The 13990-nt window shown below is 61.4% G+C and carries 18 protein-coding genes; 5 read left to right on the top strand and 13 right to left on the bottom strand.

Going from position 1 to position 13990, the window contains the following annotated elements; genetic code table 11:
* Positions 1-24: 24 nt before the first annotated feature.
* The gene (locus tag A9D15_RS03065) at positions 25-519 is read left to right on the top strand and encodes a hypothetical protein (protein WP_066761662.1); all 495 of its coding nucleotides are present in this window, start codon (positions 25-27) and stop codon (positions 517-519) included.
* Position 520: 1 nt separating this feature from the next.
* On the opposite strand, the gene A9D15_RS03060 is transcribed toward A9D15_RS03065, so the two are convergent.
* From A9D15_RS03060 to A9D15_RS03050, 3 genes are all read right to left on the bottom strand, one after another.
* Complete coding sequence (locus tag A9D15_RS03060) at positions 521-967, bottom strand: MaoC family dehydratase (protein ID WP_066761660.1); 447 nt, start codon at positions 965-967, stop codon at positions 521-523.
* Between the two features lie 45 nt (positions 968-1012).
* Positions 1013-1774 (bottom strand): DUF1206 domain-containing protein, encoded by a 762-nt coding sequence (locus tag A9D15_RS03055; protein WP_229660372.1) that lies wholly within the window; start codon positions 1772-1774, stop codon positions 1013-1015.
* Between the two features lie 104 nt (positions 1775-1878).
* A complete protein-coding gene (locus tag A9D15_RS03050; protein WP_066761657.1) occupies positions 1879-2631 on the bottom strand; it encodes a MauE/DoxX family redox-associated membrane protein in 753 nt (250 codons plus the stop codon).
* A gap of 24 nt (positions 2632-2655) precedes the next feature.
* Here A9D15_RS03050 and A9D15_RS03045 point away from each other — a divergent pair, with 24 nt between their 5' ends.
* Complete coding sequence (locus tag A9D15_RS03045; protein ID WP_066761656.1) at positions 2656-3081, top strand: MerR family transcriptional regulator; 426 nt, start codon at positions 2656-2658, stop codon at positions 3079-3081.
* A 21-nt stretch (positions 3082-3102) separates the two neighbouring features.
* Here A9D15_RS03045 and ychF read toward each other — a convergent pair whose 3' ends face one another.
* A complete protein-coding gene (gene ychF / locus A9D15_RS03040; RefSeq protein ID WP_066761655.1) occupies positions 3103-4203 on the bottom strand; it encodes a redox-regulated ATPase YchF in 1101 nt (366 codons plus the stop codon).
* Between the two features lie 257 nt (positions 4204-4460).
* Here ychF and A9D15_RS03035 point away from each other — a divergent pair, with 257 nt between their 5' ends.
* Positions 4461-4943 carry a hypothetical protein gene (locus A9D15_RS03035; protein WP_066761653.1) on the top strand — a complete coding sequence of 161 codons (483 nt, stop codon included), beginning with the start codon at positions 4461-4463 and terminating at the stop codon, positions 4941-4943.
* On the opposite strand, the gene A9D15_RS03030 is transcribed toward A9D15_RS03035, so the two are convergent.
* The 9 genes from A9D15_RS03030 to A9D15_RS02990 form a co-directional block, all read right to left on the bottom strand.
* On the bottom strand, positions 4930-5274 hold the full coding sequence (locus A9D15_RS03030) for a (2Fe-2S) ferredoxin domain-containing protein (RefSeq protein WP_066761651.1): 345 nt from the start codon (positions 5272-5274) through the stop codon (positions 4930-4932). The genes A9D15_RS03035 and A9D15_RS03030 overlap by 14 nt on opposite strands.
* Before the next feature lie 44 nt (positions 5275-5318).
* Positions 5319-6128, bottom strand: coding sequence for an SMI1/KNR4 family protein (locus A9D15_RS03025; RefSeq protein ID WP_066761649.1), 810 nt, complete (start codon positions 6126-6128; stop codon positions 5319-5321).
* A 293-nt stretch (positions 6129-6421) separates the two neighbouring features.
* On the bottom strand, positions 6422-6991 hold the full coding sequence (gene pth / locus A9D15_RS03020) for an aminoacyl-tRNA hydrolase (protein WP_066761647.1): 570 nt from the start codon (positions 6989-6991) through the stop codon (positions 6422-6424).
* A 112-nt stretch (positions 6992-7103) separates the two neighbouring features.
* Positions 7104-7760, bottom strand: a complete 657-nt coding sequence (locus A9D15_RS03015; RefSeq protein ID WP_066761646.1) for a 50S ribosomal protein L25/general stress protein Ctc — start codon at positions 7758-7760, stop codon at positions 7104-7106.
* 124 nt (positions 7761-7884) lie between these two features.
* Complete coding sequence (locus A9D15_RS03010) at positions 7885-8757, bottom strand: TraB/GumN family protein (protein ID WP_082924217.1); 873 nt, start codon at positions 8755-8757, stop codon at positions 7885-7887.
* A gap of 9 nt (positions 8758-8766) precedes the next feature.
* The gene (locus A9D15_RS03005) at positions 8767-9672 is read right to left on the bottom strand and encodes a TraB/GumN family protein (RefSeq protein ID WP_066761645.1); all 906 of its coding nucleotides are present in this window, start codon (positions 9670-9672) and stop codon (positions 8767-8769) included.
* A 61-nt stretch (positions 9673-9733) separates the two neighbouring features.
* On the bottom strand, positions 9734-10381 hold the full coding sequence (locus tag A9D15_RS03000; RefSeq protein WP_172807448.1) for a hypothetical protein: 648 nt from the start codon (positions 10379-10381) through the stop codon (positions 9734-9736).
* Entirely contained in the window at positions 10365-10562 is a 198-nt protein-coding gene (locus tag A9D15_RS02995; protein ID WP_066761642.1) for a helix-turn-helix transcriptional regulator, read from the bottom strand. The genes A9D15_RS03000 and A9D15_RS02995 overlap by 17 nt, the downstream gene beginning before the upstream one ends.
* Before the next feature lie 10 nt (positions 10563-10572).
* The gene (locus A9D15_RS02990) at positions 10573-10755 is read right to left on the bottom strand and encodes a hypothetical protein (protein WP_066761641.1); all 183 of its coding nucleotides are present in this window, start codon (positions 10753-10755) and stop codon (positions 10573-10575) included.
* 182 nt (positions 10756-10937) lie between these two features.
* On the opposite strand from A9D15_RS02990, the gene A9D15_RS02985 reads away from it, so the two are divergent.
* Together A9D15_RS02985 and glyS are read left to right on the top strand one after the other, a co-directional pair.
* The gene (locus A9D15_RS02985) at positions 10938-11837 is read left to right on the top strand and encodes a glycine--tRNA ligase subunit alpha (protein WP_066761638.1); all 900 of its coding nucleotides are present in this window, start codon (positions 10938-10940) and stop codon (positions 11835-11837) included.
* Positions 11834-13972, top strand: a complete 2139-nt coding sequence (gene glyS / locus A9D15_RS02980) for a glycine--tRNA ligase subunit beta (protein ID WP_066761787.1) — start codon at positions 11834-11836, stop codon at positions 13970-13972. Before A9D15_RS02985 ends, glyS begins: the two co-directional genes overlap by 4 nt.
* Positions 13973-13990: the final 18 nt, after the last annotated feature.

The following is a 13990-nucleotide window of genomic DNA, read 5'->3' as shown; positions in this document are numbered from 1 at the left end:
GGCCATAATCGGGAGAGTATCGGGATGCGTGTGAAGCTTGCAATCGCGTGCGGCGTGGCGGGAATGCTCGCGGCCTGTTCGGACGGGTCGGACCCTGCCAAGGATGCCGCCGACATTGCAGAGATCGAGGCGATGCACGACATGCCCGCGATCAAGCAGATCAGCCCAGAGCACATTAGCTATCCCGATATCGAAAAGAACAACCTGTTCGGCGTCAGTTGCGGCTTTGCGCCTGGCAACAGCATGCGGGTCCTGTTCCTTGCCATGGACGAACATGGCTACATGAAGCTCGACGACAAGATCGTCACGCTCGCCCCCGACAAGGGGAGCGCAAAGCTGCCGGTGACCGGCTATACGCATTACGACGGCAAGGAATTCTCGGTCACGCTTGACCTGGACGAGGGCACCGATGCGCAGGAAGGGATCGAACTGACCAAGTGGCGCGGGCGCATGACGGTGCGCGACCACAAGGATCGCATCACTTACGACAAGGACGGGCTCGTCGGCTGCGGTGCGTGATCTAGCGCTTCGGGTCGCACCCGATCATGCCGGTAGTGGTCATGTCCATCACCAGCTGATCGTCCTGATTGAACAGACGTAGCGAGACTTCCACAAGCCCGAGTCCGGGGCGCGATCTGCTTTCCCGCTTTGTCAGTGCAACGTATTCGAGAGTGAGCACGTCGCCCGGATAAACCGGGCGTGGCCAGCGCAGTTTGTCGACACCCAGGCCGCCCTTGCTGTCCACCAGGGAAAGGACGTGATCGACGTAAAGCCGCATCGCGATTGCGCAAGTCTGCCAACCACTTATCGAAAGGCGTTCGAACGGTGTGCCGACGGTGCCTTCGTCCGACAGGTGAAAGGGCTGAGGGTCATACTTCGACGCGAAGTCCAGCGCATCTGCGCAGTTCACTTCATATGCGCCGGCCCGCATGGTCTGGCCGACTACGATGCTTTCGAAATACTGCATCGCTGCCGACTAGACCACGCGGGCCGGTCGCTCAATGGATTTGGATCAGGCGCGGAACGCAGGCTTCATGCCGCCCGAATCCATGTCGGGGATGATCCGGTACTGCGCGAGGATCAGGCTGAAGAGACCGAACATCAGAATGCCGACGGCCACCAGCGTGAACCAGATGCCTTCGCCCGAAAGCGAGGCAACCGCGTCGCCCAGCGTCTTCACCTGTCCGCCGCCAGCCGACATGAAACCGGCCTTGAACAGCGACCAGCCGATAATGGCGAATACGACGGCGCGCGCGATGTAGCCGGCACCGCCGAGCCAACGCGTGAAATCAGGTGCCTGGGCGCTGATCCGGTGCATGAAATCGCCGCTAATGCCCTTTTTGGCCTGGAAGACGGCGGCAAGGAAAAACGCGATGCCTAGAATGCCGAGGACGACGCCGCCCAGCGACATCGAGAGAATGCCCGAAGCCGCTTCCTGCGCGCTGCCGCCCGAAGGTTCGCTTTCGCTTGTCGCGAACTTGAACGCCGACCACGCAAGCGCGAGGTGGCCGATGGCGCTACCTGCATGGCCAAGGCGCTTTGCGATGCCCTTCTTGTCGGATCCGTTGTTTTCGATATCGAAAAACGTGGAGGCGAACCGGAACAAGGCATAGGCCAGCAGACCGACGACCATGATCCAAAGGATCACCGTGCCGGCGGGAAAATCCTCGATCGCGCGGAAGATGCCGTTCGTGCCCTTGCCGATTTTGCCCGCACTGGTCAGCGCGATGATGCCGAGCACCGAATAGAGGATGGCGCGTGAGAGGTATCCCACGCGCACAGCCCAATTAAACTTTTCCGATTTGTCTACCATTTCCGGCGTGTCCCCTATGTCTTGATCTAGGGAACGGGCGAGGCCGGATTTGGTGCCCAAAGCCCTCAATAGGGCGCAAACAGCGTCCAGAGCGCCATGGCGATCATGGCGAGGTTTTCGGTCAAAGATACGAAACCAAGGGGCACGCGGCCCGATCCGCCGACACAGGCGCACTTCAATTCGCGCTTCTGGACGTAGACTGCATAAAAGACGCTGACCGTGCCGACCGTGCCGATGAAAAGCGCGAGCGGTATCGACAGCCACGACAGCAGGTGCCCTGCCATAAGTATGCCCGCCGTCGCCTCGGCGAACGGATATATCCGCGCATAGGGAACCCAGCGGCGGGCCAGCAGGTCATAGCCCAGGAACATCGTTGCGAACTTGTTCACGTCCTGCAGCTTTAACATGGCGAGGATCGCCATCGAGAAGGCCACGAACCATTCGCCGGCCCGGATCGTCAGCGGAGAGCCAAAAACCATCCAGCTGACGGCCAGTGCAAGTCCGGCGGCGATCGCGAAAACGGCAAGGACAGGCTGGTAGCTGACCGCGTCGGGATCCTGAACTTTGAGGCCGAGATGGCGGCGCAGGTCCTCGTATCCGCCGATCCGCTCACCGCCGATGAACGTCTGCGGCGTGGTCTTTACGCCGTGCTCGGCCTTGAACGCCTCGGTCTGCTCTTTCGTGACGAGATGATGGTCCTCGACCGTGAAGCCTTTGTTTTGAAGGAGATACTTCGCCTTCAGTCCGAACGGACAGATGTGCTTGTCCATCACCATGCGGTAGAGGACGGCGGTTTTCTGGGTGTCTTGTGTGCTCATAAGGCGAGGTCTACATTGCGTACCATGGTACGGAGTCAACACCGAAATGCATCAACCAGACGCCCGTTCCGCATTTCGGAACTGGCCGCCGCCGCAGATGTGGGGGTGGAAACCGTGCGTTTCTATCAACGCAAGGGACTGCTGGAGGTCCCGACCGGACCGGCGACGGGCGGACGGCACTATGGCGACGACGATGTGCAGCGCCTGCGCTTTATCCGCCAGTCTCAGGCGGCGGGATTTACGCTGAAAGAGATAAAGCGCCTGCTCGACCTCGACCGGATCGACGACCGGGCGCAGGCCCGCGCCATGGCGCAAGATCGGATCGTCGCGCTCGACGCAGAGATCGAGCGTTTGGAACTGGCCCGCGCGTCGCTTAGAAAGCTCGCGACCGAATGCGCGAAAGGCGGGGCAGGACCCTGTCCGATCCTGTCGGCATTCGACCCGGCCTGAACGGCCGGGCCTGAGGCCGGATCAGACGTTGAACTTGAACATCATGATGTCGCCGTCCTTGACGACATATTCCTTGCCTTCCTGGCGCAGCTTGCCCGCCTCGCGGGCGCCGCTTTCGCCGCCGAGCGCGATATAGTCGTCGTAGGCGATCGTCTCTGCACGGATGAAACCGCGTTCGAAGTCGGTGTGAATCTCGCCGGCGGCCTGCGGAGCCTTGGCGCCATCGGGGAACGTCCAGGCGCGGGCTTCCTTGGGCCCGGCCGTAAAGAAGGTCTTGAGGCCCAGAAGTTCGTACCCTGCGCGAATGACGCGGGCGAGGCCCGATTCCTCAAGGCCCATTTCGGCGAGGAATACCTTCCGGTCTTCCGGTTCCATGGCGACGATTTCGCTTTCGATCGCGGCGGAGACGACGACGGCCTGCGCGCCTTCGGCCTCTGCCTTGGCGAAGACCCTGGCCGAAAGTTCGTTGCCGTCGGCGGCGTCCTCTTCTGCGACGTTGCAGACGTAGAGCACCGGCTTTGCCGTCAGCAGTTGCGCCTGTGCGAAGACGCGGGCTTCCTCGTCGTCCTGAGGTTCAGTGAGGCGTGCGGGCTTGCCTTCGCGAAGCAGTTCCAGCGCCTGTCCCAGAACGGAGGCGATGATCTTCGATTCCTTGTCGCCCGTCGTCGCGCGCTTGGCCGCGGCGGGCACGCGCTTTTCGAGGCTTTCGAGATCGGCCATCAGCAGTTCGGTTTCGACCACTTCGGCATCGGCCAGCGGGTCGACCTTGTTGGCGACGTGCTGGATGTCGTCATCCTCAAAACAGCGCAGGACGTGGACGATGGCGTCGACTTCGCGGATATTGCCGAGGAACTGGTTACCAAGGCCTTCGCCCTTCGATGCACCCTTCACCAGACCGGCAATGTCCACGAAGGCCAGTTGGGTCGGGATGATCTTGGCACTGCCGGCGATCTTGGCGATTTCGTCGAGACGCGCGTCGGGAACGCCGACCTGGCCGACGTTCGGTTCGATCGTGCAGAACGGATAGTTCGCCGCCTGCGCCGCCTGCGTTTCGGTCAGCGCGTTGAACAGCGTCGACTTGCCGACATTGGGAAGGCCCACGATGCCGCAACGAAAACCCATGAAATGCTCCGTTATAAATTAATGATCGGCCGATAGGGGAGGCTTTGCCTCAACGCCAGCCCGATTTCCCCCAGCCATGCTACATCTGCGGCCTACGATGGTTAGCAAGGTGTTTGACAGAGGTTACGCAGTACCCCACCGTGCCGGATTGTTAAAAAAATAACCCTGAATTTTTATCATCTAATTAGTCTTATACGGCCAGATTCAACGTGTTCTCAGCCAGAATCAATTGGCGGTGATGCAGGGGGTCGCACCTAATGATACACACGGAAATCGTCGGGCGTTTACGCCGCGCGAAAAGCATCCTGAAACTACGTGCACGAAGAGATGCCTATTTCGACGCCGACCTTTTCGGTGAGCCGATCTGGGACATGCTGCTGGATCTCTTTGTGGCCCACATGGAAGGGACCACGATCACGACAACCAGTCTGTGTATCGCCTCTCGCGTACCGCAGACGACGGCGCTTCGCTATATCAGCGTGATGCAGGAAAAGCGTTTGATCGTCAGTCGCAAGAACGAAGACGATGCAAGGATGCGCATCCTCGAGCTTACGCCACAGGCTCTGGGAGCACTTAATCAATATTTCGATCATTGCGATGGCGAAAGGGGCTATCGTGACGACCCGGCAATCCCGTTGAAACACGATGCAACGGACGACGGCGCCAAGATTGCCGTCAACGACTTCATGCAGCTGCTGCAAACCTACATGAAGGACAAGTCCTCGATCAGGGTCGGGTGAGCGAACCGCCAGCGCGCGCCGGCGAAGATAGATCTTCAAGCTGGCGCGCCAGTTCGCGAATGTCAGCATCGGGGAGGACGATCTGCCACTGGCCGGGAGATCGGCTGTCGACGACGACGACGCCCCGGTCGGGACAGACACCAAGGCACGATACCTCGACAATGCCCAGCGGTGCCTTGCGGCCCCTCTTGGCACCCGTTTCGGCCTTCAGCGCCTTGGCCAGCGGTCTGCCTTTCGGGCCGTAGCCGCCACCGCGCTTCAGGTTCTTTTTGCTGCACTTTCTGCACACGAGAATGGCGTGGGACCAATTGGAGCGGATCTTCGTCTTCATCGTGCCCCATCAACGCAGGAAGGCATGATCGGGTTGCAGCGAAATCAAAAGGCGGGCGGCGCGCCTTTCAGGATGCGAGCGCCATCGGTGAAACTGTCGATTGCCGGTTCCTTCAGCCTGAATTCGCGCAAGACCGTTTCGCCGGCGGCCACCTTCAGCCGGAAATTGCCCGCCTCCAGCAAGTCCGCGACCCAGCCGAGAAAACCGCCCAGCGATTCTGCCAGTACGACCTTGTTGTCTTCGTCCCGCCCGAAAATGATGATCTGGCCTATCCGCCCCTTGGGCCAGGGTGCGAGGTCGACGCCGATGTGCCCGCCCGAAAAGTCACTGGTCAGCGGAATCCAGCCCGGATTGGCATAGGCCGGATCGACCGCACCAGCGGGCCAGCCGGTGCCGGGGATCGCATAGGGATCGCCGAACTCCTCCAGCACTTTCTTCCAGACCTGCCAGTCGTACACCACCTGCATCAGCGGCAGGATCGGCAGACCGTAGACGTGCCCGAAACGGTCGTCGTTCTCTCCGTCATGCCAGCGATATAGCTGCCGCCAGGCGGTAGGCATGGTCTGGCCGATCGCGGCTTCCGTTTCAGCGATCTGTCGGTCGGTGGCAGGCGGATTGAAGGTATAGCGCTCGGCAGGAAGGTTTGCTGCATACCACGCATCGAGGCGGGCCAGGATCGGGGCGATGTCCTCTTCCAGCATGGGGAGCGGTTCGCCTTCGGGACGTTCTGGCGGCGTCGCTGCGCTACCCTTTCGATGGGACGCTAAGGAGCACATGGCAGGCAACACGCCGGAAAGCGCCGCTGCGCCAAGGATAACGCCGCCTGCGATAAGGCCCCGTCTGCGATTGTCCATGCCCGAAGCGCCTCTCCCGATGCCCTGCAAAGGGTGAATGCTATCGGCGTCCCAAGAGGCTGGATAGAGGCAGAATGTGAATAAGCCCTAGTCCTGCCGCGATTTTCATTTTCCTACACGCGACGTGATCGCCAAAATGCGAGCGGTTCTTTCGATTGTCGGAAAATTCATGCGATCACGGCAAAGTGTCACCTTGGCCTGGGCAAAGGGAAAGCGCGATATCGTGCCACCTTCGCCATGTTGGACACGGGTGACAGGGTGTCACCTTTGTCACCCGCGGCAATTACGGGCGTTCAACCCTGAAGGCGCAGTGCCACATCGTTCATGAAGCGAGCGTCGTCACCCTTGGCAAGCCATTCGGCTTCCGCCGCCATCGCGCCGAGCATGGCAACAAGGTCGTCCATCTCTGCCTTGGCGTAGTTGCCGAGAACGTGACCGGTCACGCGGTCCTTGCTGCCGGGATGGCCGATGCCGATGCGGATGCGGCGGAAATCGGGGCCGAGGTGCTGGTTGATCGAGCGCAGGCCGTTGTGCCCCGCAAGCCCGCCGCCCATGCGGACTTTCACCTTGAACGGTGCGAGGTCGAGCTCGTCATGAAAGACGGTCAGTGCATCTGTGTCGAGCTTGTAGAAGCGCATCGCCTCGCTGACGGCGCGGCCACTTTCGTTCATGAAAGTGCCGGGTTTCAGCAGGAGGATCTTCTGTGAGCCGATACGGCCTTCCTGAAGCCAGCCGGAAAACTTCTTCTGCACGGGGCCGAAGCCATGAACCTCGGCAATGGTGTCGAGCGCCATGAAACCGATGTTGTGACGGTTCAGCGCATATTTCGCGCCGGGATTTCCAAGGCCTACCCAAAGCTGCATGCCCGCGCCCTAGCCAAAGCGACGCGAAAAGAAAACGGGCCAAAAGAAAACGCCGGCCCCCGCGAAGGGACCGGCGCAATTCTTAAGCCTGCGATTGCAGGACGAAGGACGATTAGTCGTCTTCGCCGTTCTGCTCGGTCGCGGGAACTTCGTCCGCATCGGCTTCGCCTTCGGCGGCAGCAGCGCCTTCGGCTTTCTTCAGGGCCGACGGAGCGACCAGCGTCGCGATGGTGAAGTCGCGGTCGGTGATCGCGCTTTCGCTACCCTTGGGCAGGGTGACTTCGCTGATGTGGATCGAATCGCCGACTTCCTTGCCCGTGACGTCGATCTCGATTTCGGTCGGGATCTTGTCCGCTTCGCAGACCAGCTCGAGCTCGTGACGGACGACGTTCAGCACGCCACCCTTCTTGAGGCCCGGAGCGGCTTCTTCGTTGACGAAAACGACGGGGACCGCGACGTCGACCTTGGCGCCCTTCGCAAGGCGGAGGAAATCGACGTGGGTCGGACGGTCGGAAACCGGGTGGAACGAGACGTCCTTGGGCAGGGTCTGAACCGGCTTGCCGCCCATGTCGATCATGATGATCGAGTTGGAGAAGTGGCCGGTGTTCAGCAGCTTGACGAGAGCGCGTTCTTCGACGTGGATCGTCTGCGGTTCTTCCTTGCCGCCGTAGATGACAGCGGGGACGCGACCTTCACGACGCAGTGCACGGGAGGCTCCCTTGCCTGCCCGCTCGCGCGCCTCGGCCGTCAGGGTAAGCTGATCGCTCATGATTTCTGACCTTCGAAACTGGTTGATACAATTAACGCTGCCCAGCGCCTCCAGGGATGACCGACAGGGCAAGCGAAGGCGCGCGGCTAGACGCAATCGCGCGTAAAAGCAAGCGCGAAGGCGGTTACTGGACCCGCGTGACCTTCCAGCCGCGCTGTTCCAGCAGGGCGATGAGCCCGTCATCTCCGCCGATATGGCCCGCCCCCACGGCAACGAATGGCTTCTTGCCATCCTGAAGCTGTCCCACGATCCGCCCGATCCAGCGCGAATTGCGGCGGGAAAGGAGCGCCGCGCGAAGCTGGGGCGAGGCATCGAAACCCATGTCCATCAGGCCCGCCAGCCGGTCCGCATCACCCGAAGCCCAGGCATCGGACAAATCGTGCGGGCCGATGGTATCGGCTTGGTCGACGAAGGTTTCGAGAAGATCTTGTTGCTCGTCCCCGCTCAACTGGTCGAAGATGCGAAGCTGTTCCTCGGTGGTTTCGAAGCCCACGATAGGCTTGTCCCATTCCGCGATCAGCGTCTTGTCGACACCGTATTCCGGATCGAGCGTGCTGCGCTGCTGGAGCATGGAGGACAGGGTGAGGGCCGCGGCCCATGTCTCGACGTAATGGAAGCTTTCTTCCGATGCGCCTGCATCATCCAGCACTTCGGCCAGTTCGTCGCGGTAGACGGGCGATACCCGTTCCGACAGCGGGGGAAGGGCGGGATCGATGGCCAGTTCTTGGAAGATGCGTTGGGATTCGGCTGTGTCGAGATTCTCGATCTCGACCATCAGGACGCCGGCTTGCGCAAGCGCCTGATCCAGTTCGGTGCCATGCCATTTCGTCGAGCGGGGTAGGGCATGTATCGTGCCGAACAGCCAGCCCGCAGGTTCGGCCCCTTCCGGTGCGTCAGCCGCATCGACCCGCCACAACGCCGGTTCTGCCGTGCTGCCGCACCCTGCAAGAAGCAGGACGAGCGGAGCAAGAAGACAGGCGAGGAGGCGGGTCAGCACGGTTCTTACTTAGTACTCGATGCGGGTGGCGGTGAAGCCCTTGGCGGCAAGCATCGACTGGACGCTATCGTCGCCCGCAAGATGGCCTGCGCCAACAGCGATGAAGACCGTCCCCGGGCTCTCCATGCGGGTGCCGATCCACTCCGCCCAGGCGGCGTTGCGGTTCTTGAGCAGGACTTCGTGCAGCTTGGGCGTGTCTTCCATGCCCTCGTTCAGAAGGTCGGCAGTCGCCTTGGTGTCGCCCATGGCCCATGCGGTTTCCATGTTCTCGAAGGTTTCCTTCATCTCGCCCATGTCATCGACACCGGCCATGAGGAAGGCGATCTGGTCTTCCTGGCTAAGCCCGGTAAAAAAGCCCATTTGCTGTTCGAACGTCTCTAGCCCCACCATCTGCATCGACCGTTCGGCAGCGGCGGTCTGGAGCACCTGCTCTGCACCCGCCTCGGCAGAATAGCCAAGCTGCTGCAGCGGCGCGGTGGCGAGCGTGACGCCGGCGAACCAGGGCTGCATCGGTTCGAGCATCTGGGCCGGAAGGCCGATCGAGGATGCCGCAGCCGCAAAGCGGGCGTACTGGTCTTCGGTCAGGATGGTCGACAGCCCGCTCCCCGGCTTGGCGATCGCGGCGGTCTGGACGAAGCCGGCCATTTCCTCGGGCGGCGGCGGAATCATTTCGAGCACGAGTTCATCCGACTTCCCGAATGCGTCGGCGACGGCGTCATCGAACCAGACCAGATCGGTCTTCAACGCATGCATCGTACCGAACAGATAGATCGTGGTGTCGTCGTCCGACAGAACCCACAAAGCGGGATCGGCATCGGACCTGTCGAGGACGGCTTCCTCGGCATAAGCAGGCGAACCCAGACCAAGCAGCGCGGCAAACGGCGCGAGCTTGCGGAACATGGACTTCAGATTCATGGCGACCCTCTTTTGCTTCAAGTGAATATATGTACGGCGTGAATGAACGAAAAGTGACGTCTCAGAAGTAACGCTTCCAGAGCCAGATGGCCGACCAGATAACTATGGTCAGCATGAAGACCGGCATCGCTTCGACAGGCTCCATCAGCCCGCCACGGGCAAGCACCCACCATGCAGCGGTGACCGAGAGGTTGAAGTTGAGCGCGACGACAGCGCCGTCTGAATAGGCCCCGGCCTCATGTTCATCGAGCGCGCGCCACCAGACCCAGGTCAGCACCGGCACGATGACGAGCGCGCCTATCGCAAGGATGATCGCGATCGTGGGCGAAAGGTCCGCGCCTGAGAGAATCGGACTTTCACCCTTTTCGCCAACCGCCATCAGCACGCCGAACACCACGCCGACCAGAACGGACACGCCCATCATGAGACGGGCGCGGCGGGTATTCTTGCCCATTGGCTCTGCAAAGATTGCGCGAACCTGGCGAAACGCGACCCACAGGAGGAGCAGCCCGATGGCAAAGCAGACCGCCCCGATCGTCCCTGCGCGGACCGACAAGTCGCCCTTTTCGAGGAAGCCCGCCGTAACGCCGGTGACAATGCCAAGGCAGAAAACAGCGGCGATGCCGGAAAGCGATGCGAGCGTTATTCTTGCTGCGGTGGACTGGCCCAAACGGCCTTCCTCGGCGGGGTTTTCAGTCATGGCCATCATCGAAAATGTCCTCGATCTTCATGTCAAAAAGGCGGGCGATGCGAAAGGCGAGGGGGAGCGATGGATCGTGCTTCCCTGTCTCGATCGCGTTCACCGCCTGCCGTGATACGTCGAGCCGCGCGCCAAGCTCTGCCTGGCTCCACTGCCTTTCGGCGCGCAGCACTCTCAACCGGTTGTTCATCGGCGGATGCTCAACTCACGCCACGCGAGGCGACAATCTCCGCCAGCCATGCAGCCTCGACCGCGAGGGCTGCGAAAATGAACTTGCGGTGGTTCGCCGTGGGCTTTGCAATGCCCCGCCAGAAACGGTTGCGGGTTTTCTCGTCTGTCAGGAAAGAGGCTGGGGCCTTGCGGCGGCAGATGGCAGGGAACACGGTAAACTCCGTCAGCTTGTCATTACATCGTGTCAGGTATGCATGACTAAATGACGTGATTCGCTGACAATGTCAATACTACCTGACATTGCGTCATCATGACCTGACAGTAGGGCTAAGCGGTCGGGCATGAAGCCGAAGCGCCATTGACGCCTTTGCTGGCACGCGTCATTGCCCCGCCCATGACACGCGATCCGACACGATCCTTTCAGGACATGATCCTCGCTCTCCACGATTTCTGGAGCGCGAAAGGCTGCCTCATCCTTCAGCCCTACGACATGCGCATGGGCGCGGGCACGTTCCATCCGGCCACGACGCTGCGCGCGCTTGGGCCCGAGCCGTGGAATGCCGCTTTCGTGCAGCCCTGCCGCCGTCCGACCGACGGTCGCTATGGCGAGAATCCGAACCGCCTGCAGCATTACTATCAGTATCAGGTGATCCTGAAGCCGAGCCCACCCCAGATCCAGGAGTGGTATCTCGACAGTCTTCGCACGATCGGCATCGATCCGCTCAAGCACGATATCCGCTTCGTCGAGGACGACTGGGAAAGCCCGACGCTGGGCGCGTGGGGGCTGGGCTGGGAAGTCTGGTGCGACGGGATGGAAGTCACCCAGTTCACCTATTTCCAGCAGATGGGTGGTTTCGACTGCAAGCCTGTTGCGGGCGAGCTGACTTACGGCCTCGAACGCCTCGCCATGTACATTCAGGGCGTCGACAACGTCTACGACCTCGCGTTCAACACGCAGGGCGTGAGCTACGGCGACGTGTTTCTTGAAAACGAACGGCAGATGTCGACGTGGAACTTCGAGGTGGCCGATACCGACGCCCTGTTCGACCTGTTCCGCAAGGCTTCGGCAGAGTGCAAGCTGTGCCTTGAAAAGGGCCTGCCGATCCCCGCCTACGAACAGGCGATCGAGGCAAGCCACATCTTCAATCTCCTTCAGGCTCGCGGCGTGATCTCGGTTCAGGAACGCGCCAGCTACATGGCGCAGGTCCGCGACCTCGCGCGCGGTTCGTGCGAGGCTTATATGGCGAAGTATTCCGACCAGTGGGCCGCCGCTTATCCGGAGTGGGCCGCATGACCGATTTCCTACTCGAACTCCGCTCGGAAGAAATCCCCGCCCGTATGCAGGCGGGCGCCCGCGCCGATCTCGAACGCCTGTTCCGCGAACAGATGAAGGCCGCAGGTGTGGAACACGGCGCAATCACCGTCTGGTCGACCCCGCGCCGTCTTGCGCTGATCGCAAAGGCCATGCCGCAGCAGACCGAGGCGGTTAGCGAAGAGGCCAAGGGCCCGCCCGAGGGCGCGCCCGATCAGGCCGTCGAGGGCTTCTGCAAGAAGAACGGCGTGACCCGCGACCAGCTCGAGGTTCGCGAGGTGAAGGGCCGTGCGACTTATTTCGCGGTGAAGAACATACCGGGCCGCGAGGTGAAGGACGTTCTGGCCGAGGCGATCCCGGCGATCGTGCGCGCCTTCCCGTGGCCCAAGTCGATGCGATGGGGTGAGCCTTCGATCAGCAGCGAGAGCCTGCGCTGGGTCCGCCCGCTTTCGGGCATCGTCGCGATCCTTGGTGAAGACCTTGTCGAGTGTGAAGTCGGCGGCGTTGCCTCAGGCTATGCCACTCTCGGCCACCGGTTCCACCATTCCGGCGAGATCACCATCGGCGGGGCCGACGATTACATCGAAAAACTGCGCGCCTGCCACGTCATCGTCGATCACGAGGAGCGTCAGGACATGGTCCGCGCCCAGGCACAGGCCGCCGCCAGCGCCGCGGGCCTCAAGCTCGTTGCCGACGAAGGCTTGGTGATCGAGAATGCGGGCCTGACCGAATGGCCGGTGCCGCTGCTGGGCCGTTTCGACGAAAGTTACCTCGACGTGCCGCCCGAAGTCATCCAGCTGACTGCGCGCACGAACCAGAAATATTTCGTCTGCAACGATGCGAACGGCGCCTTGGCCAACGCCTTCGTCTGCACCGCCAACATCGCTGCCGACGACCCGGCGGTGATCGTGGACGGCAACCGCAAGGTCCTAGCCGCCCGCCTGTCGGATGCGCGCTTCTTCTGGGAAGTCGACCAGAAGACGACGCTGCGGGAACACAATCGGAAGCTCGATCGCATCACTTTTCACGAAAAGCTGGGCACGGTAGCCGAGAAAGTCCAGCGCGTCGCAAAGCTGGCCGACTGGCTGGTTTTCGATGCGAAAGCGCCTAACGGCGACCACAAGCTGGCGCGTCAGGCAGCAGAACTTTGCAAGGCCGATCTCGTCACCGAAATGGTTGGCGAGTTTCCCGAACTGCAGGGCCTTATGGGCGGATATTATGCCCGAGCCGAAGGGCTGCCGGACGACGTGGCGAACGCGATACGTGACCACTACAAGCCTGCGGGACAGAACGACGAGGTGCCAACCGCGCCGACGACGGTCGCTATCGCGCTGGCCGACCGGCTCGATAACCTTCTCAGCTTCTTCAAGATCGGCATCCTGCCGACCGGCTCGAAAGATCCGTTCGCATTGCGCCGTGCCGCACTTGGCTATTTGCGCCTCGTCCAGGAAAATGATCTGGAACTGTCACTCGACACAGTGGTCCACGCTTGGGAAGGACGTCCGAACGCTTCCCTGGCCGAGAAAGTCTCTGAGTTCCTGCTCGATCGACTGGCCGTCCAGCTGAAGGACCAAGGCGTCCGCCACGATTACATTGGCGCTTCGCGCGAATGGAAGGGTCGTACCGACTTCCGCGTTGATCGGGTCGAGGCGCGAGCACGCTCGCTGGCAGAGTTTCTGACGGGCGAGGACGGCGCAAACCTGCTCGCTGGCTACAAGCGTGCGGCCAATATCCTGAAGAAGGAAGGCTACGAAGGTACTGACCGCATCGCCCGCACCGGCGAGGAAGATCCGCTCTCGCTGGTCGATGATCCGGATGTCGGTTCGATCGTTGCCGAGCGCGGAAAATCGGCGAGCTACGATCGTGAGCCTGCCGAACAGGCTTTGGTCGAAGCGCTTGCCAAGGCAGAGCCTGCCGCGAACGCAGCGATTGCCGGGGAAGATTTCGGTGCGGCCATGGCGGCGCTGGCTACCTTGCGCGCCCCGATCGATGACTTCTTCGACGACGTCACGGTCAATGATCCCGATCCGGCGAAGCGTTCGGCACGTCTTGCGCTTCTGGCCAACTTTGTTGCTGCAGTGCACAAAGTTGCCGACTTTTCTCGGATCGAGGGCTGACTCTTTGCGTTTGTAACA

This window comes from Croceicoccus pelagius (assembly GCF_001661915.1).
GTDB lineage: Bacteria > Pseudomonadota > Alphaproteobacteria > Sphingomonadales > Sphingomonadaceae > Croceicoccus > Croceicoccus pelagius.
This window is presented reverse-complemented; position numbering and strand designations above follow the sequence as displayed.

Excerpts from the sequence above, each read along its gene's own strand:
- A9D15_RS03065 (WP_066761662.1), top strand. The coding sequence starts at position 25 with ATGCGTGTGAAGCTTGCAATCGCGTGCGGCGTGGCGGGAATGCTCGCG.
- ychF (WP_066761655.1), bottom strand. The coding sequence starts at position 4,203 with ATGGGTTTTCGTTGCGGCATCGTGGGCCTTCCCAATGTCGGCAAGTCG.
- pth (WP_066761647.1), bottom strand. The coding sequence starts at position 6,991 with ATGCAGCTTTGGGTAGGCCTTGGAAATCCCGGCGCGAAATATGCGCTG.
- A9D15_RS03035 (WP_066761653.1), top strand. The coding sequence starts at position 4,461 with ATGATACACACGGAAATCGTCGGGCGTTTACGCCGCGCGAAAAGCATC.
- A9D15_RS03050 (WP_066761657.1), bottom strand. The coding sequence starts at position 2,631 with ATGAGCACACAAGACACCCAGAAAACCGCCGTCCTCTACCGCATGGTG.
- A9D15_RS03030 (WP_066761651.1), bottom strand. The coding sequence starts at position 5,274 with ATGAAGACGAAGATCCGCTCCAATTGGTCCCACGCCATTCTCGTGTGC.
- A9D15_RS03000 (WP_172807448.1), bottom strand. The coding sequence starts at position 10,381 with ATGATGGCCATGACTGAAAACCCCGCCGAGGAAGGCCGTTTGGGCCAG.
- A9D15_RS03025 (WP_066761649.1), bottom strand. The coding sequence starts at position 6,128 with ATGGACAATCGCAGACGGGGCCTTATCGCAGGCGGCGTTATCCTTGGC.
- A9D15_RS03015 (WP_066761646.1), bottom strand. The coding sequence starts at position 7,760 with ATGAGCGATCAGCTTACCCTGACGGCCGAGGCGCGCGAGCGGGCAGGC.
- A9D15_RS03005 (WP_066761645.1), bottom strand. The coding sequence starts at position 9,672 with ATGAATCTGAAGTCCATGTTCCGCAAGCTCGCGCCGTTTGCCGCGCTG.
- A9D15_RS03060 (WP_066761660.1), bottom strand. The coding sequence starts at position 967 with ATGCAGTATTTCGAAAGCATCGTAGTCGGCCAGACCATGCGGGCCGGC.
- A9D15_RS02985 (WP_066761638.1), top strand. The coding sequence starts at position 10,938 with ATGACACGCGATCCGACACGATCCTTTCAGGACATGATCCTCGCTCTC.
- A9D15_RS03045 (WP_066761656.1), top strand. The coding sequence starts at position 2,656 with ATGGTACGGAGTCAACACCGAAATGCATCAACCAGACGCCCGTTCCGC.
- A9D15_RS02995 (WP_066761642.1), bottom strand. The coding sequence starts at position 10,562 with ATGAACAACCGGTTGAGAGTGCTGCGCGCCGAAAGGCAGTGGAGCCAG.
- glyS (WP_066761787.1), top strand. The coding sequence starts at position 11,834 with ATGACCGATTTCCTACTCGAACTCCGCTCGGAAGAAATCCCCGCCCGT.